The 21365-nt window shown below is 41.1% G+C and carries 21 protein-coding genes, 1 pseudogene and 1 riboswitch; of the genes and pseudogenes, 5 read left to right on the top strand and 17 right to left on the bottom strand.

What is annotated here, in order from left to right:
- Positions 1–16: 16 nt before the first annotated feature.
- From DESMER_RS10530 to DESMER_RS10515, 4 genes are read right to left on the bottom strand one after another with little or no spacing between them, the layout of a single operon-like run.
- Complete coding sequence (locus DESMER_RS10530) at positions 17–826, bottom strand: energy-coupling factor transporter transmembrane component T family protein (RefSeq protein ID WP_014903034.1); 810 nt, start codon at positions 824–826, stop codon at positions 17–19.
- Complete coding sequence (locus DESMER_RS10525; protein WP_014903033.1) at positions 820–2610, bottom strand: ABC transporter ATP-binding protein; 1791 nt, start codon at positions 2608–2610, stop codon at positions 820–822. The genes DESMER_RS10530 and DESMER_RS10525 overlap by 7 nt, the downstream gene beginning before the upstream one ends.
- Positions 2611–2627: 17 nt before the next feature.
- Positions 2628–3143: an ECF transporter S component gene (locus DESMER_RS10520; RefSeq protein WP_014903032.1), complete on the bottom strand. Its 516-nt coding sequence runs from the start codon at positions 3141–3143 to the stop codon at positions 2628–2630.
- A 17-nt stretch (positions 3144–3160) separates the two neighbouring features.
- On the bottom strand, positions 3161–3901 hold the full coding sequence (locus DESMER_RS10515; RefSeq protein ID WP_014903031.1) for a hypothetical protein: 741 nt from the start codon (positions 3899–3901) through the stop codon (positions 3161–3163).
- Between the two features lie 96 nt (positions 3902–3997).
- Positions 3998–4174, bottom strand: a riboswitch (cobalamin riboswitch).
- Positions 4175–4900: 726 nt separating this feature from the next.
- On the opposite strand from DESMER_RS10515, the gene DESMER_RS10510 reads away from it, so the two are divergent.
- Positions 4901–5623 (top strand): AraC family transcriptional regulator, encoded by a 723-nt coding sequence (locus DESMER_RS10510; protein WP_014903030.1) that lies wholly within the window; start codon positions 4901–4903, stop codon positions 5621–5623.
- 116 nt (positions 5624–5739) lie between these two features.
- On the top strand, positions 5740–6618 hold the full coding sequence (locus DESMER_RS10505; RefSeq protein ID WP_014903029.1) for an EamA family transporter: 879 nt from the start codon (positions 5740–5742) through the stop codon (positions 6616–6618).
- Positions 6619–6708: 90 nt separating this feature from the next.
- On the opposite strand, the pseudogene DESMER_RS24925 reads toward DESMER_RS10505, so the two are convergent.
- A pseudogene (locus DESMER_RS24925) lies at positions 6709–6786 on the bottom strand (sigma 54-interacting transcriptional regulator); the annotation flags it as partial.
- The gene (locus DESMER_RS10500; protein WP_014903028.1) at positions 6762–7187 is read right to left on the bottom strand and encodes a YkvA family protein; all 426 of its coding nucleotides are present in this window, start codon (positions 7185–7187) and stop codon (positions 6762–6764) included. The pseudogene DESMER_RS24925 and the gene DESMER_RS10500, both read right to left, overlap by 25 nt.
- Positions 7188–7393: 206 nt before the next feature.
- On the opposite strand from DESMER_RS10500, the gene DESMER_RS23005 reads away from it, so the two are divergent.
- On the top strand, positions 7394–7564 hold the full coding sequence (locus DESMER_RS23005; RefSeq protein WP_014903027.1) for a DUF1540 domain-containing protein: 171 nt from the start codon (positions 7394–7396) through the stop codon (positions 7562–7564).
- 24 nt (positions 7565–7588) lie between these two features.
- Positions 7589–7762 (top strand): DUF1540 domain-containing protein, encoded by a 174-nt coding sequence (locus tag DESMER_RS23000; RefSeq protein ID WP_014903026.1) that lies wholly within the window; start codon positions 7589–7591, stop codon positions 7760–7762.
- Positions 7763–7809: 47 nt separating this feature from the next.
- Here DESMER_RS23000 and DESMER_RS10495 read toward each other — a convergent pair whose 3' ends face one another.
- On the bottom strand, positions 7810–8412 hold the full coding sequence (locus tag DESMER_RS10495; protein ID WP_014903025.1) for a DUF502 domain-containing protein: 603 nt from the start codon (positions 8410–8412) through the stop codon (positions 7810–7812).
- A gap of 441 nt (positions 8413–8853) precedes the next feature.
- On the opposite strand from DESMER_RS10495, the gene DESMER_RS10490 reads away from it, so the two are divergent.
- Entirely contained in the window at positions 8854–9039 is a 186-nt protein-coding gene (locus DESMER_RS10490) for a PspC domain-containing protein (RefSeq protein ID WP_014903024.1), read from the top strand.
- On the opposite strand, the gene DESMER_RS10485 is transcribed toward DESMER_RS10490, so the two are convergent.
- From DESMER_RS10485 to DESMER_RS10440, 10 genes are all read right to left on the bottom strand, one after another.
- A complete protein-coding gene (locus DESMER_RS10485; RefSeq protein ID WP_014903023.1) occupies positions 9036–10985 on the bottom strand; it encodes a heterodisulfide reductase-related iron-sulfur binding cluster in 1950 nt (649 codons plus the stop codon). The two genes, DESMER_RS10490 and DESMER_RS10485, sit on opposite strands and share 4 nt — an antisense overlap.
- 29 nt (positions 10986–11014) lie before the next feature.
- Complete coding sequence (locus DESMER_RS10480) at positions 11015–11863, bottom strand: alpha/beta hydrolase (RefSeq protein ID WP_042333659.1); 849 nt, start codon at positions 11861–11863, stop codon at positions 11015–11017.
- A 185-nt stretch (positions 11864–12048) separates the two neighbouring features.
- The gene (locus DESMER_RS10475) at positions 12049–13635 is read right to left on the bottom strand and encodes an IS1182 family transposase (protein ID WP_014903021.1); all 1587 of its coding nucleotides are present in this window, start codon (positions 13633–13635) and stop codon (positions 12049–12051) included.
- 257 nt (positions 13636–13892) lie between these two features.
- Positions 13893–14261: a bacillithiol system redox-active protein YtxJ gene (gene ytxJ / locus DESMER_RS10470; RefSeq protein ID WP_014903020.1), complete on the bottom strand. Its 369-nt coding sequence runs from the start codon at positions 14259–14261 to the stop codon at positions 13893–13895.
- Positions 14261–15043, bottom strand: coding sequence for an ABC transporter permease (locus tag DESMER_RS10465; protein WP_014903019.1), 783 nt, complete (start codon positions 15041–15043; stop codon positions 14261–14263). The genes ytxJ and DESMER_RS10465 overlap by 1 nt, the downstream gene beginning before the upstream one ends.
- Positions 15027–15794: an ABC transporter ATP-binding protein gene (locus DESMER_RS10460; protein ID WP_014903018.1), complete on the bottom strand. Its 768-nt coding sequence runs from the start codon at positions 15792–15794 to the stop codon at positions 15027–15029. Before DESMER_RS10460 ends, DESMER_RS10465 begins: the two co-directional genes overlap by 17 nt.
- A gap of 78 nt (positions 15795–15872) precedes the next feature.
- Positions 15873–16859: an ABC transporter substrate-binding protein gene (locus DESMER_RS10455; protein WP_014903017.1), complete on the bottom strand. Its 987-nt coding sequence runs from the start codon at positions 16857–16859 to the stop codon at positions 15873–15875.
- Positions 16860–16930: 71 nt separating this feature from the next.
- Positions 16931–18898 carry a transglycosylase domain-containing protein gene (locus tag DESMER_RS10450; RefSeq protein WP_042334439.1) on the bottom strand — a complete coding sequence of 656 codons (1968 nt, stop codon included), beginning with the start codon at positions 18896–18898 and terminating at the stop codon, positions 16931–16933.
- Between the two features lie 280 nt (positions 18899–19178).
- On the bottom strand, positions 19179–20093 hold the full coding sequence (locus DESMER_RS10445) for an EamA family transporter (RefSeq protein ID WP_014903015.1): 915 nt from the start codon (positions 20091–20093) through the stop codon (positions 19179–19181).
- Positions 20094–20330: 237 nt separating this feature from the next.
- A complete protein-coding gene (locus tag DESMER_RS10440; protein WP_014903014.1) occupies positions 20331–21338 on the bottom strand; it encodes an ABC transporter substrate-binding protein in 1008 nt (335 codons plus the stop codon).
- Positions 21339–21365 lie beyond the last annotated feature (27 nt).

The following is a 21365-nucleotide window of genomic DNA, read 5'->3' as shown; positions in this document are numbered from 1 at the left end:
GGTTAGTTTGTCTCTATCAAAGAACTCCTAGCTGCAAGCCAAATCGCACATAAAAGGCCATCCCCAATCCTAAACCTATAAGAGCCATTGTCCAGTAATCCCTTGAATTAAAGGTAATTTGGCCCATGGTTGTCCAGGTTCTCGTTAAGCCATAACCACGATTCAGCATGGCCATTGACAAGGAATTCGCCATTATGATCGAATTAATAAACATGGGAATCATAATGGTCAGATAGGAACGAATAGAACCGATGATCCCCTTCTCCTTGAATTTTGTTCCCCGAGCTTTTTGGGCTTCTAAAATTTGCCGACGTTTTTTATCCAACGTAGGAATAAAGCGTATTGCCATAGTTAACATCATGGAAACCTCGGCTGGAACCTTCATCTTTTGAAAAAATTGAGTAAAATCCTCCAGAGATGTGGTCAACATCAACACTGATGAAGTAATCATCATGCTAATTAAGCGCAGGATAAACGTAGTTCCCATCATAAATCCACCCACAGTAGCCCCTACTCTTTCTCCGGGCAGGGCGTAAAAGAGGATTGCTTGGCTGGAGACCCGTTCAAAACGCTCCGGGGCAAAGGTAAACCCTGTGATTAGAATAATCGATATGATGATGGGAATCAAGGGAATCATCATTCCCCAGATTTTCCTTAAGGGAATTTTTATCCATAGAGCTATTAGTCCTGCCGACAAAAGGATCCCAAGCTGAAACACTGGATCTTGAAAAAGAAATGATACAATAATAAACCCTAGAAATCCCAGCATTTTGGTGCGTACGTCTAGTCGATGGATCAAGGTATCCCCTGGCAAGTATTCTAGCATCCCCTCTGCTCCCCGCTTTCAAACAACCCTATAAATTCACTTGCTTCGACAAAGATTTGAGGCCCCAGAACATCCTTCAACTGTAAGGATAGCTTACAGAGTTGGGGGGCTGCAAGGAATGATTCCCGCAGCACTTCTTCATCAGAAAATATTTCCTGGGGAGTACCATCCAGGGAAATCTCCCCATCTTTCATGACAATGACCCGCTTGGCATATTGAGCCACTAAATCCATGTCATGACTGATCATGATGATGGTAGTCCCTGCTGAGTGGAGCTTTTGTATCAAAGCCATCATCTTCTGAACCCCGGACCAGTCTGACCCAGTGGTTGGCTCGTCGATGATCAGTAGTTTTGGTTTTAATACTAAGATGGAAGCCACAGCAATCATTTGCCGTTCACCTTTTCCCAGACTGAAAGGATGAACACTGCGATAGGGTTCCAGACCTGTATACTCCAGAACCTCTGTAACTCGCTTTTTAATCTCCGAACCCCGATAACCTGCATTTTTAAGACCAAATTCTAATTCTTTTTCAACAGTCGCTGAGAAAATCTGATGGTCGGGATTTTGAAAGACATAGCCAACGATTTTAGCCAATTCCGAGGTATCAACTCTCAGGGTGTTCATTCCTTCTATGATGACTTCGCCGCCGGTGGGCTGCAAGAGTCCATTGAAATGTTTCGCTAAGGTGGTTTTGCCCGCCCCATTTTGCCCGATCAAGGCTAGGAATTCGCCGGACTTAACTGTTAGATTTATTCCTCTCAAAGCGGGTGAACCTGAGTTGTATTGGTAGGTTAGATCTTTGATTTCCACGGCAAGGACTTTCTCAGAAAGATTAGGTTTCCGCATGGAAAGAGAGGTCTCTCCATTTTGTTGACTTTGATGTTGAGATTTCCCCAGATATTTTTCTCGCTCTAAAGGATGCCTAGGCCTAGCTCCGTATGTCGGTAACAACTTTCTAATCAAACCTTCCGCAGCAGGAATGTCTAAGGGGATTTCCGCCAAAGAAATCCACCCTCTTTCATAGAACTCCCAGCCAATCTCACTAACGGGCAAGGGCTTTATTCCCCACCTACGCAAGAGAGGCAGATTTCGGAAGAGATCTGATGGAACTCCTCTCCAAACCAACTCCCCCTGGTTAAGTACAACAACCTCATCAACCTTATCCATCAATTCCTCAGTGGAATGATCGACAAGTAAAATCGTTAAATTCTTTTTCCGTCGTAAAGCAGTTAAGGTATCATAGATCTCTGATCTTCCAAGGGGATCGAGTTCTGAAGTTGGCTCATCAAGGACCAGTATTTCAGGTTCCATGGCGAGGACCCCGGCAATAGCTAGGCGTTGTTTTTCACCGCCAGATAACTCCTCGGTTAAGCGGTGGTTATATCCTGTAAGGCGAACCGTTGCTAAGGCTTGATCTACTCTCTGCTCAATCTCCGTAGCAGGCACCAAGAAATTCCTAGGGCCAAAGGCAGTGTCTTCTTCAACACTTCTCCCGATTATTTGGGTTTCCGGATCCTGCAATACAAGTCCTAATACCTTGGCTAAAGTCTGAACTGCAGTCTTGCCCACGTCCTTTCCGGCAATACGCACCCGGCCGGATAGTTTCCCTTCTAAAAGTTGGGGAATCAGCCCATTCAAACATAAGCTCAAAGTAGTTTTACCCGCTCCTGTGGAACCCAGCAACGCAACGAATTTCCCTTTTTCTACGCTGAGATTGATGTTTCTCAGGCTGGGCTCCGAAGCATTTGGATAAGTATAAGAAAGATCCTTAAGTTCTATCAATATTTTTCACCTCAAGCTTAAATGAGCCGGCTTCCTTTAATTGCTTTATATGCAACAGCGGAGATAATCACGTTTAAAGCTGCCCCAACAGCCAGGAAAGGCAACAATCCTAAAACTCCTCCCATCCCCATCATAGGCAGCATAGCAAAAGCGGATACCACACCATTAAGGAGTATTCCGACGATGACCGCAGGAATCAAGCCGATTTTTTCATTCACCCAGCGGTAAGCCACGGCCCATAAAGCCATTTGTAAAGCGATATATAAGTGGACAGGAATACTCATGGGAAAACCGTTTACAGCTGCGGTCAACATGTGGCCAAAAGCAATGACAATCCCTCCGGTGGTTCCCCCAAAGGCTAAAGCGCTAAAAAAACCGGGTGCGGAATCCATCCCGATAGTACCAACGGGACTGGGGATCTTAATAAGTGCCCCAACCGCACTTAAGGCAATAAAAATTGCCATGATAGATAGTCTTTTTACATTCCAAGGAGATAGTTTCAATTCCTGTTCTTCTCTTCCTAAGCTTTGCATAAAATTCCCTCCTAAAATTAAGCCAACTCGCCGATTCTTGTTAAAGGCAAGTTTAACTCCCTAATATAGTTCGCATCTAAAACCTCTGCCGAGGAAAAAATCAAACATGTAGACGGACCGGCTGACTTTCCCAAATCCAGGGTACAGCTTTGTTCAACTTGCAAGCGAGTATTGATAGAGGCTGCAAGTTGTTCTGCCTCCAATCGTATGCCCCTTGAACCTACTGGTATTATGTCATGAATCCATGAGTTTTTTATAAGTGCTCGGACACTTTTGACGTTAACAATTTCCGGATCCTCTGGATCGCTAAGTTCCGGGCCTACCTTAGGCAGTCCCAGGCAATAGACGTAATCCCTTGGTTGAGAAGTACCAATGCGCAAATTTGACTTTTCAGCAACACCAATGACGCTCACTCCCAGACCTGTCTGTTGAGTAGGCATGTTTTTTTCCGTACTGATCACAATGGGCAGGTCGGCTAATCCAGCCGATTCCAGTTCGTCCTTCACCCCCTTTATTAGCTCATCCCCCGCCGGAGACGGCTCATTGGAAATCGCCACAGTGATCATTTGGGCTACACCACCGGTAGATATAACTTCTAAAAGAGCGACCCTTGTGGTCAACTTCCCTGTAATGAACCAAGAAATCTTATAGGCATCTAAGTCTTTCATACCAATTGCCCCGCATGAGTCACAGGCAGCCAGCAGATATTGGGTTTCGTTGATAGAAACAACTTCAACATCCCTACCCAGAAATCCCATTCCGTTCCTTCCCCCTTTCCGAAGATAATAAAAAGTTCACAGTCAATTCTCTTGTTATATTAACAAGAGAATTGACCATGAACTTTACCTTAATTCATGAATCCAACATTATAGGCAGGTCTCCTGACTTAGAATCACCGACAGTATGCGCCTTCCCGGTTTCCCAGTGGCAAATGCATAAGTCTCCTCTATACAGTGGTGGGTCCGCCCGGGATTCTCACCCGGTTCCCTATTCACCCTCAATTAAAGGGCACCTATAACTAAACTATTGAATTAATCGTAGTTTAATACAAGATGCTAAGGATTACAAGACTTTTTTAAACTAAGTATACAATACTTCCCACACTTCAAATTTACACCCCATATATAAATTTTTGCCTGTAGTCCCTTGAATATCCTCCCACACTTTATTGCTTCTACACTTATCTATATTTTTCCTTTAAGCTATGTTCTCCGAACTTATAAAAAATCAAGAAACAAAAAACCAACACCTATTCTGATATAGGTCTTTGTTTCTCTGGCGTTCAGCCCTCCTTTCATTTTTACAGTTTCTAAATTCATCAAAGTTCAAATCTTGTAAGGTTTCTCAATTTAGGATTTGCAATTCGCTATGGGAATTTTCGCGTTGAGTCCCATTTCTCTAATTTTCCTATCTGTAATTAACGTTATAAAAAGGCGGAATCAAAAATGTTCAAATTCGCCTGCGTCGGCGAATTTGAACAATAATATTATTCTCTCCCCGCAAATGAACCTAACATTATAGTTTTCTTCCTTATCCATTACAAATATGAAATACCCAAAATTAAGCATTTTCAACGTCTATCATGGTCATTCGAAGGTACTAAGCATTAAACTCAAATTTGTTAATTATATATTGATCGTAACAAGCCTGTTTGTCCAGTTAATTAAAACCGGGGTAGTTGTATATGAACCCTATAATATAATATATAATCGAAGTGTGTTATGGTCACCCTAATGCTTTTTAAAGGTGGGGCAGCAGTGGATAATAGAATAATTTGTGAAAATAGGACATATACCGAAGTCATGAACACCCATGACCACAGCTTTGTACAGTTAATACTGCCGCTTCAGGGAGTTCTGAACATAAAGACCGCCGGTAAGGAATTAGAGTTAGATGAGGCCCGTTTGTTTTTACTTCCCCCTTCCTGCCAGCATACCTTCTGGGCGAAGCAGAACAACAAATTTCTAGTATTGGATATTCCCCGATTCATGTTTCAATTGGGTGTATTGGACAATTTTCCAAGTGGACAAAACTATGTAATGGATGAGAAATGGAAGGCCATTAGATTCCTTCTTTTAAGTGAAGCTGGTCAAGGTAAAATCGAATCATCCAGGATCAGTTCTCTTTTTCATTTTTTTAATACCTACTTGACAGAATATCAGATTCCGGAGTCAGTTAAATATATTCAGAAATTCTATAACGAACAGATAAGCCTGGAGAAGCTCGCTTCTTTAGAACATTACACCGTTAGTTATTTTTGTTCATGGTTCAAAGGCATTATGAACTGTACCCCGATGGCATATCTGAAAAAAGTGAGAATTGAGCAGTCAAAACAACTGCTTCTTGGTACAAGTCTTAATATCTTACAGATTGCTTGGGAAGTCGGATATGTCCACCAGTCTTCTCTTGATAGGGTATTTAAAGAAATCGAAGGTATAACTCCAGCTGAATACCGGCGGAACAATATGAAGATACGCTAAAAAAAATCCTAATCCCGGTGAAAATAACTTTATGACTTTGCTTTATTATTATCTAAAAAGAAGCTGCTCTTTTACTATATTATGACAAATTGTGAAATCAGCTAAAGGAGAAAATAATGAAGCAAAATGAAACTTTGTTCTCTAGCTTAGTGTTGGCTGCGGCGGTGCTCTGGGGAACAACAGGCACAGCCCAATTCTTTGCCCCTCCCGGCGTATCGCCATTGTCCATCGGATCGGTTCGCCTGGCGGTAGGAGGAGCGGCTCTTTTAATTTTTGCCTGGCGGCGGGGAGCTTTGGTGGGAAATTCCCTTTGGTTCAAGGGAACCACATTCCTCGCAGCCGGGTGTATGGCTGCTTATCAGCTTTTCTTCTTTGCCGGAGTTTTAAAAACGGGAGTGGCTGTGGGGACAGTAGTGACTATTGGTAGTGCACCGGTGTTCGCTGGGCTTCTATCTCTGATTTTACGGCGAGAAAACCCAGGGATTAAGTGGACAGCAGCCACCTTACTCGCAGTTATTGGATGTATTCTGCTAATTACTGGCGGCCAGAAACTAGCGTTGAACTCCATTGGCGTCATCCTGGCCTTGGGAGCTGGTGCCTCTTATGCGCTTTATGCCGCAATCAGCAAGGAACTACTAATGTCTTACCCTCCGGAAGCTGTTGCCGGGATTGTATTCTTCATTGGGGCACTTCTACTTTCTCCTTTTCTTTTTTATTACAACCTTGAGTGGCTGAAAACTATCCCAGGTGCAGGTGTTGCCCTTCATTTGGGATTAGTGACCACAGCTCTGGCTTATGTTTTGTTTTCACATGGTTTAGCCAAAATACCCTTTCCCAAAGCAGTAACTTTATCCCTTGCGGAACCAGTTACAGCAGCGGCATTAGGATTGTTTCTGCTTAAAGAAAAATTATCTATTCTTTCTCAAGTTGGGATGATTCTGGTTTTTGGCGGATTGGTTATCCTGTCCTTAGGTGGATTACATAAAAAAGGATAGAAAACATAATTTCAACTCAGTTGTGATTGGAAAGTCCATTCTCAAGCTCGAATTATTCTATAAATGCCGTCCACCTACATAGAGGTATGACAGATGCATCGGCATATCCCCGATTTCATCAAGAAATATAGTTCCACCATTTGCTAGCTCGAATTTTCCCGGTTTTCCTCAGACTCAATCTCAGAATTAACCTGCTTTTTCCACAGCTTGTATTTTTCAAGATCTGCACTCACTTGAGATATAACAAAGCCAGCCACTGCTGCATCATCAATTAATCCACCAAAAGGAATGTAGTCGAAAACACCATCTATAGGAGATACAAAATAGACAATGCCTAAGACAATCATGAAAAGCGATCGTTTGGGAAGTTCCTTATAGCTGCCATTAAGCCAGTCTCTGAATACACCAAATAACAAATGCAGCTTTTCCCAAACCTCACCTAATCGATTCCTCTGTGCTGAGGCCTTCTGAATTGCTTCATTTAATAAGCCCATAGATTTATCCTTGTCCTTTATATACTCTAAAGCTTTAGCTTTAAATGGCTTTAGTTTTTTATCATCAATATCCACATTAAACCCTCCTCTACTAGAAAGAAATAAAAGCTCAAAACCATAAGCAAATTTCAGTGAATAGCATGGTTTAAGCTAGTCTTTCTAGATTTAAGATAAATTATTTCATAAGTATGAATCTGATTTGGATCATATTGGTATTCATTAAAAGTGGCAAATCGGAAACAATACTTTTGGATTCAAAAACAAAGGAGGAATGTTCAACAATGCAAATTAAGAAAATGCCTCAACCTAATGAAGGAATTAAATGCGTAGTTAATACATGTCATTATTATGGTTCCGGCGATCACTGCTATGCCGAAAAAATCGAAGTTCAATCCCCTAATGCTAAGAGCACTGAAATGACAGACTGTGCTACATTTTTACCTGAGTCTTAAAAAAAGCTACTAGGAGGAATTGAAATGACTGGACGTGCCAATAAAATGCCTCAACCTAACGGTGGGATTAAATGTGTTGTAAACACATGCCATTATTACGGATCTGGGGATCACTGCTACGCTGATAAAATTGAAGTTCAACCACAAAATGCCAAAAGTACCGACATGACGGATTGTGCAACTTTTTTACCTGAGTAAAAATCAGCAAATTCGAAAATGATCCCTCCGCAGGGAAAAATTCAGACTTACCCATTGGGTAAGTCTGAATTTTTGAGGTTGCTTGGGGAGACGGGTTTATTCAAAAGTCCCGCAGAAGCAATAAACTTTAGTGCTTCCTCTGAAGAAACATCAATCAGTTGCACTTGATCCTTCGGCACTAAGATTAAATTCCCTGCCCATTGCATACTTTGCATCAGATAAACAGCCACATAACCTTTAGGAATAAAGGCACTTTCTTCATCATTGGTAATAAAGCCAAGAAGTTTAATGTCCTCAGACAAAGAAACTCTTACCAAACGAGAAAATCCCTTTTTATTTGAAGAAAAAGAATTTACAGTGTCTTTAATAATTCCGTAGATATTTCCTAGCAGCGGAACCTTAATGAGAACTTTTTCCAAGTAATTGAGTATTTTGTTCGTCAGCCAGTTTGAAGCCAATACTCCCACCAAGAAAATAGCTGCCAAGGTGACTATTACGCCAAGACCCGGAAAGTATAACCCCTCTCGTTCCAGAATCCCCTTAAATAAACCATCAGTTACTATAAACATCTTATAGAGAATGTAAAATGTCAGAACAATAGGTGTTAAAACGAGTAAGCCCTTCAGAAATATTCCAATAATCTTTTTCAAATATATCCCTCAATCCCCATTAAATTCATGATTATTACCACCATTATTCTATCTTTTTTTAAGCTTGTCAAATTTTAGGTCTAGCAAGATAAATTAATATAACATATATTTGATAATATAAATCACTGATTAGTTGCTTATCGAGAACAATTCCAAGCCAACCCATATTTTAATAAATCAATCAGCGTCCCTTTACCGAACAATTGGTTAAAGAACTCTTTTTTATAATTCTGATTTCGATAATAAACTTAATTCCTAAAGAGTTTGTTTTGAAAGGATTATTGAGTAGATAAGCAAATTGGGTAGAGTATTTTATAAAAAATCTGTAACTTTTTCATTACCTAGTACGTATAAAGAGTGTAATGGTAAAGAAAGCACAAAGAGAAAACAAAGCTGAGAAATTATTCACAGGCTGAAAATGATCGAAAAGGAGGAGGAAATATGTCGAAACGCTTGTATCGATCTAGCCTTAATAAACAAATAGGTGGGGTTTGCGGAGGAATAGCAGAGTACTTAGACCTAGACCCAAGTCTTGTCCGGATTGCAGCTATTCTACTAATGTTCGTAGGAGGAACAGGATTTTTGGCCTATCTGGTTGCCTGGTTCGTAATCCCATTAGATAGTTAAAGAGCGTCTGCTACAAGTTCAGCTATATCCTTACTTTGCATATCCACACTCTCAGAACTTACCGCTTCACTCAAGGTCTTCAAACATAATGAACAAGCACTGACCAAAATATCTGCCTCAGTTCTCATAGCCTTTTTGACTAAAAGGCTATGAATTTTTTTATCTCCTTTATCCTCAATCCATATACTACCACCACCTGAGCCACAACAAAAAGCCATTCCTTGATTATTCTTCATCTCGAGTAATTCTAACCCAGGAATTTCCTTCAAAACCTCTCTTGGAGCATTATAAACCTGATTGTATCTTCCTAAATAACAGGGATCATGGAAGGTAACTTTGCTTCCATTGGATTCTTTGAGTATTATTCTCCCGGAACGAATAAGCTCTAGGATATATTCCGAATGATGCATCACTTGATAAGAACCACCAAACTGTGGATAATCATTTTTTAAGGTGTTAAAGCAGTGAGGACAATGTGTCAAAATTGTTTTAAATTTATATCCGTTTAATGTTTTAACATTCTCATAGGCCAACTGCTGAAAGAGTTTTTCGTTACCGAGGCGCCTGACGGAATCTCCGCAACACTTCTCCTTTCCTCCCAATACCGCATAGTCAATTCCTGCTTTCTCTAGAATAGTAATCATTGACTGAGAAACCTTCTGATTACGCGATTCATATGAGCCATAACACCCTAGCCAATACAGGACATCCGTCTGTTTTTTCTCCCACTGCTGGGGTGAGGATGCTAATTCTAAATTAGAAAAAACCGATCTTACATTGTTTCCCCAAGGATTTCCGGATTCAGAAATATTATTAAAGACCGAATGAATCTCAACAGGAAAATCATTATCTGAGGAAGTAAGGCCTCTGCGCAAATCAACAATTCTTTTTATATGTTCAATGTAGATCGGACATTTGACCTCGCAAAGTCCACAAGTCGTACATGACCAGAGGGTCTCTTGGGAAATCACCTGATCGATTAGCGGAGTAGCTTTTTTATTAGCATGCTTTTTTAAGGTTTGCACCAAAACTCTTGGAGACAAGGGTCTTCCACTTAAATGTGCCGGACAGCCTTTCTGGCATCTTCCGCAAGAAATACAAGCATCTAATTCCAGCAGCTGTTTCTTGTTAAATTCATAATAATACCCGGCCCCAACCCTCTTCTCACCTTCTGACAAACAATCAACCGGAGTCAAGGTGCCAATGGGTGAATTGGATTTCAAGAAGATATTAAGTGGAGAGGCAAACATATGAAACAACTTGGAATAAGGAATATAGGCAATAAACCCAAAGGTCAATAACATATGAAAATACCAGATAAAGGCATGGACAGCTAAAGACAACTCAGTCGATAAGCCGGATAATTGAATCATTAGAGCAAAGAACAGACCCACTGGCGACCACCATGCCCACGGGTCATATACAGAGTAAATTCTTAAACCCTCTAAGAAAAAACCCGTTAGCAGAATTGAAAATACAATGATTAATAAGAGGGCATCGTCTAGTGTGTAATCCTCATGGTCGGGTTTATCGATATATCGTTTGTAAGCAGCCATCAATATTCCAACCATTGCCAAGAGTCCAGACAAATCAAGCAACAAGCTTAAAACTAAATACTTCAGCCCATAGAATAAAGGGATCCCAAAATGATCCTGAATAGCAATAACCAAGGTTCCGAAGGTTAAAACTATAAAACCATAGAAAATTCCTAAATGGGCATAACGGCGAAATTTCCCTCTAAAAACTCCCTGGTCGTGCCTAGCCATTGTAGAAATAAACTCTCGAAGCCTCAAACTCAAATTATCAAATGCCAAAGCTCTCCCCTGCTGCCAACCCCTAATCTTGTTAATGATTCCAATCGTAAAAACAACCAAGGCGATCAGAGCAAAAGCATACATTGTTGACTTCCCGTCAATATTCCAATAGAGCTGTCTAGTCGCCTCCATATTACACCTCAATCATAATCCAATTTAATTCACTGATCTTGACGTTTACTTTGAGTTTCCAGCCAGTTAATGACGTAGTTAAGTATTTCTTCTTTCGACGGTTCATTATGCAGCTCGTGAAATAAGTCTCTCCAGATTTTTAGGGTACAATTTTCAGGTACAGAAGCGGCAAATTCCTTAGATCCTTCAGGAGATGTAATTTTGTCTCCTCCGCCATGCATTAGCAATAAAGGAAGATTAAATTGATTGGCATTTTTAATAGCCCAAAGTCCTGCGCAATCCATAGCTGTAAGTAAACCAAGAGAGATTTTATTATGAATATAAGGATCTTCTTGATAAGCTTTAATAACCTTGGGATCATGAGAAAGGGCATCTAATAGCAGTCCACTGGAAATTGTAAAAGTTGGCCACAGCTTACTTAAAAATCTTACCAGTACCCTAAGCAGTGTTGGAGGTTCAACCCCTAACTTGAGCCAGGGACTTGTTACCACCACCCCGGAAAACTGGGGTTGTCGACGCAAAACATAATTTAGCACTAAGTTGCCGCCTAAACTGTGTCCATATAGAAAAGAAGGCAAACCTGGTAAACATTTTGAACGCTCATTTTTAAAGCAGGTAATATCATCTAACAGCCTATCGAAAGATGGCGAGTGCCCTCGCTGGCCTTGTGACTTACCGTGACCGCGTTGGTCAAAGGCAGACAATGCAACCCCCGCCTGAGTTAGTTTTAGAGCCAGATTGGCATAGCGCCCACTATGTTCTCCTAAACCATGAACCAGGAAAACAACACCCCGAAGCCGACTGCTGACCGGCTGCCACTCCCGTGCAAAAAGTTTAGTTCCATCATTTGTCTTGAATTCAAATTCGGTGTACTTCATATTATCCGCCCTTCCAAATCGAACTCGCAAATTGACTCCTTTCACTTTAACATATCATACAACAAATACTTCAACAAATCATACCACCACTTGTTTTACAGAAATATTAAGGGGGCGTGTTGAAACTTTAGTTTCTCACGCCCCTTAATAAGTTTCGAATAGGGAAGGCTAAACTGGCTGACCGTCTATCCCAAGACGACAGCCAGTTTTCTCATGTTATGGGCAATACAATGTAATCCCCACTCCAGCTTGACCTTTTCCAATCCTTTAAGGATAAATCGTCGCACACCAAAATTGCCTTTGATATCTCCAAAGACACTTTCCACCTCTATAGGTCTTAAACTGCGCATTTTTAGCCCGTATTCGCTCGTCAGATTAGCCCGTGCCTCTGCTTTTAGTTCATTGCCTTTAGGGTTAATGTAGATCTGCTTCTTGAAATCCGGATTATTACTTTGTTTGATACAACGTTTGAGGTATGGACAATCTTGACAATCATCACTTTGATAGACTCGAATGGTACTTCGGTAACCCCTCTTGCTTTTCTGAGTTTTTATGTACTTGAATCTTAGAACTCTCCTAAACCCGCACGTGTATTCATCCTTCTGTTTATCATATAGCCAATTTTGAACCAGGGTCGGATCAGGTTTCCCCTTGGCTGTTGCTTCCTTATGAAAAGTATTATATTTGACATAGTTCCCAAGGTTCTCTTGAGCTAGATATTCGTAATTCTCTTCACTGCCATACCCCGCATCGGCAACGATGTTGGCCGGAAGCTTACCCCCTAGGTTTTTCTTCAACTCTTCCAGGTGTTCTTTCAGGCAACTGGTATCGCCCGCCGATTGATGGATGGAGTATCCTACGACAAATTGATTTTCTGTTCCTATTTGGACATTGTAACCTGGCTTCAGTTGCCCGTTTTTCATGGCATCCTCTTTCATACGCATGAAGGTTGCGTCTGTATCCGTTTTTGAGTAACTATTGCACTCTGCCAGCAGTTCCTCTTGTTTTTCGTATTTCTTCATACGAGGTAAGTAATCTTTCAGCAAGACTCTTTTAACTTTAATAAATTTCTTTTCCTTTGGGTTTTGGGTTAATCGTTCGTCGATCTTTTTAACCGCTTCTTCTATAGCCTGGGAGTCAATCGGTTTTTCTTCTCCTAGTTCTTCTAGGTTCCGGTCCCCATACTCTTCATTTTCTTTCTGATTGGCCAAATCCACAAATTCAAAGAGTTCTCGGCACTTTTCCCGCAACTTTTCTTTGTAGCGCTTGGTCGATTTTCCCCAGACCCAGCTGTACTTATTAGCATTAGCTTCTATTTTTGTCCCGTCTAAGAAGTAATTTTCCAGCTTGATATAGCCTTGTTTATGTAAAAGTTCAACAACCTCACTAAAAATCTCAACCAACACATCTTTCATACGTTCGCCCCGGAAGCTGTTGATGGTTTTAAAATCCGGACTATTTCCTCCGCACAACCACATATACATGATGTTTTCGCGGGCTGCCTTTTCTATGCGGCGGCTAGAAAACGTTTTATCGGCATAGGCATAAACGATCAGTTTGGTCATCATGACGGGATGATAACTCGAACGTCCACCTCCAGGATATTTAGCTAAAAGAGGTTCTAGATTCATTTGATCGAGAGCAGAGTTTACCACTCTGACCATATGATTGGGAGGAATAAGACATTCCAAATCTATTGGTAAGCTCAGTTGATTCTGATTGTACTCTTTGAAAACAACTTGGTTATGTACTTTCTTACCCGGTTTTGACAAGGGAAAACACCTGCCTCATTCGTACTTTCCTTGTCTTAATTATACCATTTTTCTTTCAAATACGCGGAAAAACCGCCGAAATCTAATGATTTCTAGCGGTTTCTCTCGGCTGTGTTTTCACACAGCCCCTTAATATTAAATTTTACAATTTCTTCATTACTCGCAAAAAGTAAAAACCGTTTTACAGGAATCACGATAACAGTGTCATAGCCAAGGAATTAAGATTCAAACTAACTGAGAAAAATGGAAGAATGCATTTAACTCATTAAATTAAAAGGCAAATCTTGACCTTCCAAAGCCTTCGTAAGATTTGTCTGAGTAACTGTTTGATGGGAGGCATGCCACAGAACCTGTCCTTGGCTAATCAGCAGCGCTTGAGGAGATTGATGCTTAACCGTCATTTTTTCAGCCACAAAATTCGAAGTGGGGCGAGATTCAATCACTTTGATCATAACCACAAGCACTTCATTGTTGCTTTCCCGGATAAACTCCTGTACTTCCACCCAAGCACGAGCACTGATTGGGCAGGTTGTGCTGTGTTTGAAAATAAAAACTTTGCGTAACTGAGACTCGTTTAAGATTCCTTCAAACTCTTCAATAGAACTGATTTCTCTGAACTCTGCCATTACTTCCCCTCCTTATATCCATTTAAGTGCTGCCAGCGACAAAAGATATTATCAAAAAAATCTACAACAATAAATAATCCGACTCCAAGCAAGGCCATCATAATAATCCCCGCAAACATTTCATCCGGTGCAGCACGGCTCCACGAATCCATGATGAAATACCCTAAACCTTCGGTGGTTGCAAAGGACTCAGCAAAGAACAAAACCGCAATCGCTGTACCCATGCTTAAACGAAGAGATGTGAAGACATCTGGTAAACTTGCGGGTAAGAGTACATAGCGGTAGACTTGGAAACGGTTTCCCCCTAAGGATCGCAAAGATGAAATTGTTTCTGACTGTACTTTACGGACCGCATCCCGAGTTGTGACTAATATTTGAAAAAAGACAATGAAGGTAATCAGAAAGATCTTGGAACCGTCTCCTAATCCTAGAAACAAAAGAATCAGCGGCAGAAAGACAATCTTAGGAATCGGATAAGTGATATAAACTAGGGGAGCTAAAAATCGGTCTATCCGACCTTCATAGCCCATAATTATACCCAATGGTAGTCCGATTAGAAACGCAGTCAATGTTGATAATACTACCCGATAGGTACTAACCCAGAAGTGTTTTCCGAGATCTGCATCAAATAAGCGAATAGTGGCGGCGATTGCCGCCTGCGGTGTCGGTAAAAGGGGTGTCTGAAGACTCCAGGCTGCATATTGCCAAAGAGCTAGTAAAAATACTATAGCGCCTAAATAGCCCCAGGACTTCCCTTGAAATACTTTACCTTGCAGATTCATCAAGTCCACCCCTTTCAAGAAGTGAACGTACATAGCTGGTCTTCTGGAAAAACTCTTCTGTCTGACGATAGCCCGGCTTTCCAACTAGTGGGTTCGTTATTTCCCCCACAACTTTTGTTGGTCTGCCATCAAGAAGCACCAAAATACGGCTTCCCAAGAAAACGGCTTCTTCAATACTATGAGTTACTAAAACTGTTGTCAACTTTTGTTCCTGCCAAATTTCTAAGAGCAACCCTTGTAGTCTTTCCCGGGTTAAAGCATCTAAAGCTGACAAAGGCTCGTCCATTAACAGCAAATCCGGTTGGAGAGTTAGGGCTCGAGCCAATGCGACTCTCTGCCTTTGCCCTCCACTTAATTGACTGGGAAAATTGTGTTTTACTTCTCCTAAGCCCATTTTCCGAATCATTTCCTCAACGAGGGGTTTATAGCTTCTCTTAACCGTATGCCTGACTCGTAACCCTAAACTTACATTTTGCTCAACTGTAAGCCAAGGAAATAGCCCATACTCTTGTAGTATAAAAGCTGTTTTCTGACGGGTACCTTTAACAGACTCGCCAAAAATCTTAATTTTGCCCACCGTAGGCTTCAGTAATCCTGATAGCAGGTAAAGAAGAGTGCTCTTGCCACAGCCTGAAGGGCCGATCAAGACTAAGCTTTCTCCCCGTTCAATCGTCAAATTAAAATCATCGTATACTTTAACCTGTGACTTTCCTTGATTATAGATGAAATCACAGTGCGAAACTTCAATCACAGGTTATTCTCTCCTTTTCCAAGGGATATTAGGCATAAAGTGAAAATCTCAAGAACCTAATCAGCTGACCATTTAAGACTACGAGCTGGGCAGAAGATTGGGATCAACTAGTTCTTGGTAGTTATAAGCTTGGGGAATGAGGTTCTTTTCTACCATCCATTTCATCACACTCTGAACCTCTTCCTCAGTTGGAAGCTGAAGCTTGGAGAAGGTCGGGGTTTGATAACTATCCTTCAATTCTTGAGGAATCTGGGCTTTTTCCAAGAATAGATCTCGATATTGATCCGGATTATTTGTCAAAGCTTGTCCGGCAGTACCATAGGCCCGAAGGACAGCTTTAATTCCTTCGGAATTAGCTTTTATACTTTCGGTTCGAAAGAGGAAAACCGTTTGAGAAATATTCTTATAAGTATCATCAATAAGTAGGTGAGCCCCTTTTGCTTGGGCCAATGAGGCTAACGGATCCGGAAGACAAGCAGCATTGATCTGATCTGACAGCAGCATATCTAAGCGCACCGGCATCTTAGGAATTGATACTTTTTTTACACTATCCAGCTGAACCCCTTTATCCAGGAGCATTTGATCACTGACATAGTCAATAATTGAATTTTGAGATATTCCAAGGGTCCCTCCTTTTAAACCCGCCAAGTCTGTGATGCCCGATTTAGGGGAAGACAAAATAGCGAAACGCCCTTCCTTGGGAGTAGCCCCCAGCCCTATGGAGGCAATCTTCACATCGGCACCAATCTTCTTTAATAAAGCAACTGCCAGCAAATCAGCTACCTGACCATCAATTTGTCCGGCCTGAAGTGCAGCATCTCTTTCCATAGCACTGGCAAAGCTGACTAGTTCTACTTGAACACCTTCTTTAGTGTATAGTTTGTCTTTTTCCGCAACATAGAAGGGCAAATTATCTTCAATAGGTAAGACCCCGATCTTAACTACTTTGGCTTCACTGATGGGAGAATGATTCTCCGATTTTTTAGGAGCTCCGCAGCCAAATACAAAAAAGGCAATACTTAAAACCATTAATACCAGACCAACCCTTGATATTTGTTTTTTCATTTAATCGACACTCCTCATCTTAAAAGTACCCTATTTTAACACAACATAAGTTATTCGACATTTTATCAGCATTACCTTTTAAAATGTTCTTCAAACCACTTATATAATTTATTGGATAATCTATTCTGCTCAATGTATTCCTCTGGAATTTCAAATGGGACAACCGGTGTTGATTCTAGCGCACGCGACAAGATTTCACGAAAGACTACAGCAGGTTCTGCCCCTCCTGAGGTAGTAAGGTAATGGTTATGATCCGTGTTATCATAACCCATCCATACTGCCGCCGTAAGTTCCGGTGTATAACCCACAAACCAAACATCTTTAACCCCTTTGCTGATGTCCGCGAATTCTTGAGTTTGGGGAAGTTCAACTGACCCCGTTTTGCCCGCTGTCGGTCGGGATAGCTTGGCATTTTCACCGGTGCCGTTTGTGACCACATCCTCCAGCATGAGGGTCATCATATAGGCTACGCTTGGAGTGGTCACTTGAGTTGTTTCAGGTTGTGCAAGGTAGAGCACAGTTCCTTCATCCGTAGTAATTTTACTTATGGCATAAGCCTTATTCATAACTCCAAGATTAGCAAAGGCTCCATAAGCTTGCGCCATCTGTAAAGGTGTAACCCCATGAGAAAGACCACCCAAAGCTAAACTAAGGGTGTGGTCTTCTTGCTCCAAAGTGATCCCACACCTTTGCACAAAATCTACCCCGCTGTCTATCCCTATCTTATTAAGTAACCAAACTGCCGGCACATTCCAAGAGTGTCGAACAGCCTCTTGCATAGTAATATACCCACGATACTGATTATCATAATTCTGAGGGCTGTAGCCATTAATATTTAGAGGATGATCCTCCACCGTTGAATCCGAATTATAGCCCTTTTCCAAGGCTGGAGCATAAACCGCCAAGGGCTTCAAGGTAGAACCTGGCTGGCGCAGAAATTGGGATGAAGCGGCATGGTTAAGCCCGCGGTAAACTCTCGCACCACGATATCCGACTAATCCCCTGATCCCCCCGGTTTTATGATCTAATAAAACCACACCACTTTGAACGAGTTGGTCAGATGTCCCTTTAGGAAAGTAATGATTTTCTCCATAGACCTCTTCAGCTGCTTTTTGGACAAGAGGATCCATTTGAGTATAGATTTTCAGACCACCGTTAAGAATTTGCTCTTCAGAAAATCCGATACGATTTATTGCTTCTTCAATCACATAATCAACGTAAGGTGCGTGCTGGCCTGAAAGGTCGCTTAGAGAACCTTTCTTTAAAACAATTGGTTGAACTAGGGCATCCTGATACTCATCTAAGGAAATATAATTTTGTTCCTTCATTAAAGTAAGTACAATATTCCTACGTTCTAAGGACTTTTCCTTACTATTCAACGGAGAATAAATGCTGGGTGCTTTCAGCAATCCGGCAAGCAATGCAGATTCAGGTAATGTCAGATCTTCAACCTCTTTATCAAAATAAAGCTGGGCCGCATTTTGCAGACCATAACAGCCCTCGCCATAATATATTTGATTAAGATAAGCGACTAAAATCTCATCCTTGTCCAGCACAGCTTCAATCTTTAAGGCATAGGCCGCTTCATTTAATTTTCGGGCAAGAGTTTTGTCCGAAGCTAAGAAAAGGTTCTTCGCCAATTGCTGAGTGATGGTGCTTCCACCCTCGGAAAAGTCACCTGAAATTATATCACGATAAAGAGCACGAATAATTGAACGAAGATCGACCCCCTTATGCTCGTAATACCGACGGTCTTCTACTGCTATTACTGCATTTTTCATGACCAGTGGGATTTGCTGCCCTGAAACAGGTTCTATTCGTGATGATGAAAGCTGGGAAACTCGGTTGCCATTTTGGTCATACAAGAAGGAAGGTCGTGCCAAAGGTGTTTGTAACTTACTAATATCTAATGAGGATATATAAGCCGTAATTCCACCTGTCAAACAAATGATAAAAACTAAAAAGACAACTCCCAGTCTTCTCCAATATCTAGCAAAAAGTACACTCACCTTAGATTTCTTCCCCTGAAGTGTACTCATATCTCCCAACTAAATCCCTTCTTTCTATAATCCTAAATGAACTTTGATTAATTTCAAGACTCTTGCTTCTAATAATTAGGTGTTCCTTAAGCTCATTTTACCACAATGTACTTACAACAAAAGCTGAAACATGTCAAAGAAATGAGAAAGGTAATTATTCACCATAATGACAAGAGCCTCTCACCAACTTTATGAAGTCAGTAAAAGGCTAGAAAACTAGATGAGTATATTCTGAAGCACTAGGGATTTAAAGACCGTTTTAGAACAGGGTGTCTTATAATTAAAGAGCTGATGGATCAACTGGACTAATCCGCTTTCGAGCTGGGGATAAAACCGCTAGAATCCCCCCCATGATAACGAATCCCCCCCCCAGTGCCTGCCAGAGGGTTATATTCTCATTGAATATAACAACTGCTAAAATAACAGTCATCACAGGCTCAGTCGTACTTATAATTGAGGCAGAAGTCGGACCCATACGCTTTATACCCTCAAAAAATGTCAGCATAGCTAATATCGTTGAGAACAGAACAATACCCCCAATTCCCAGCCACGTGCCCCAGGAAAGATTCCAGGTTGTTCCGCCTATTGGTAAACCGATTAAGCCATAGGTAAATGCTGCAGAGGTCGAAATTACTGAAGTACTTACTAAAGGAGTTGTTGTTTTTAACAACTTGTTGCCAACGATTATATAAAACGAGTAAACGAAGGCAGCGCTAAGAGCAAGTATGACCCCGAGATAATTAATCCCTTCCAATGCTATGCCTAAAACCAAGACTAAGCCAAAGGTTGCAATAATCAAGCCAGCCAACTTGAGTAAAGAAAATTCTTCTTGCTTTGTCAAAACTGCTATGATGGTAACAATTACTGGATAGGCATATAGAAGCAACGCTGCTAATGATGCCGGGATATATAATACTGAAGATATGTACAAACCGGCCATCATAGAATATCCAACTCCGCCCATGCCCCATAAAATCAGCCAAGTCTTAAGGGGCATGCGCGGGAATCCTTCTCGCCAAATGGTTATCGCCCAGAATATAAGGGATGCTATGGAAAACCTAACAAATAATACTGTAGAAAGACCTGCCCCTCCTCCAAAAACTACTTTTCCTAAAATCGGGTACAAGCTAAAACCAAATGTGGAAATAAGTATTAATAAAACCGCTAACCCAGTAGACTCTTTTTGATTTATCATTCTTTTCTCCATATCGTAATCGGACTTATTAAACTCAGCCGCTTAAAATCTCTAACATCTTTTTACGTCTTTTAGGATGATTCCTCTATTATCCAGTATTCTTGAATTTCTGTCAATTAGCTTGTGTAGGACTTTCTTTCATCCTTAATTTTTTGCCTTCTGGATATATTTCTTTATATGAAAAAGGGATCAAGCTATAAGCCTAATCCCAAGTTATTTTAAATAACTTTCACTCGATTACTTAACATTCTTTATAGCATTTTCCCCAAATTGCTTTGTGACAACTTTTTCGTAAGGTGCTATTTTGTTAAGCTCTCCGGCATCTTTAATGATTTGCTGCAAGAGATAAAAATCATTTTCCTGGAGAATAGGGTCTGTTTTCCAAGAGTTTTGTTCTTTATAACGCTTAATAGCACTAATAAGAATTTGGTCGTTTTCTTCCGGGAATTGAAGCTTTATAGCCAAGGCAATTTCTTCAGGAGTATGACTTGCTACCCACTTCTGCCCTTTATAGATGGCGTTCGTAAACTTCTGAATAAGCTCTGGATTTTTTTCGATCATACTCTTCTTCGCAAAATAGGCAGTATAAGGAACTTCTCCACTCTCTTTACCTAAAGAAGCAACTATATAAGCTTTACCTTCTTTCTCCATGCTTGATGCAGTAGGTTCAAAGATAATTACATAATCCCCTTGCCCTCCTATAAAAGCTCCGGGCATTGCCGCGAATTGCATCGTCGTGTCAATGGAGACATCTTTTCCTACCGCCATGCCATTTTTGCTCAACACATACTGGAGGACAATCGCTGGCATTCCACCTTTACGTCCGCCGATTACGGTCTTTCCTTTCAGATCACTCCATTTAAAGTCAGGATCAGGTTCTCTGCCCATTAGAAACGTTCCATCCCCGTTGGTCAACTGGGCAAAAACAACGCTGTTATTCTCTTTTCCCTCGTTATGGACGTAGACACTCGCCTCAGGTCCAGCGAAACCAATGTCTACTTGGCCTGATAATACGGCGGTCATAACCTTATCAGCGCCTTGGCCATTAGTTAGTTCAACCTCAAGTCCTTCCTCTTTAAAGAACCCCTTACTCATTGCTACATACTGGGGAGCATAGAAAACAGAATGGGTAACCTCAGATAATTTAACCTTAGTCAGCTCAGTTTGCTTGTTGCAACCAGAGAGCACCATAGAAATCCCAAGAATCACGGTAATAAGTACGGGCATAAATCTTTTTCTAAACATGTCGCTCCTCCTTTAAGATATTCAACC

This window comes from Desulfosporosinus meridiei DSM 13257, from assembly GCF_000231385.2.
Lineage (GTDB): Bacteria > Bacillota > Desulfitobacteriia > Desulfitobacteriales > Desulfitobacteriaceae > Desulfosporosinus > Desulfosporosinus meridiei.
This window is presented reverse-complemented; position numbering and strand designations above follow the sequence as displayed.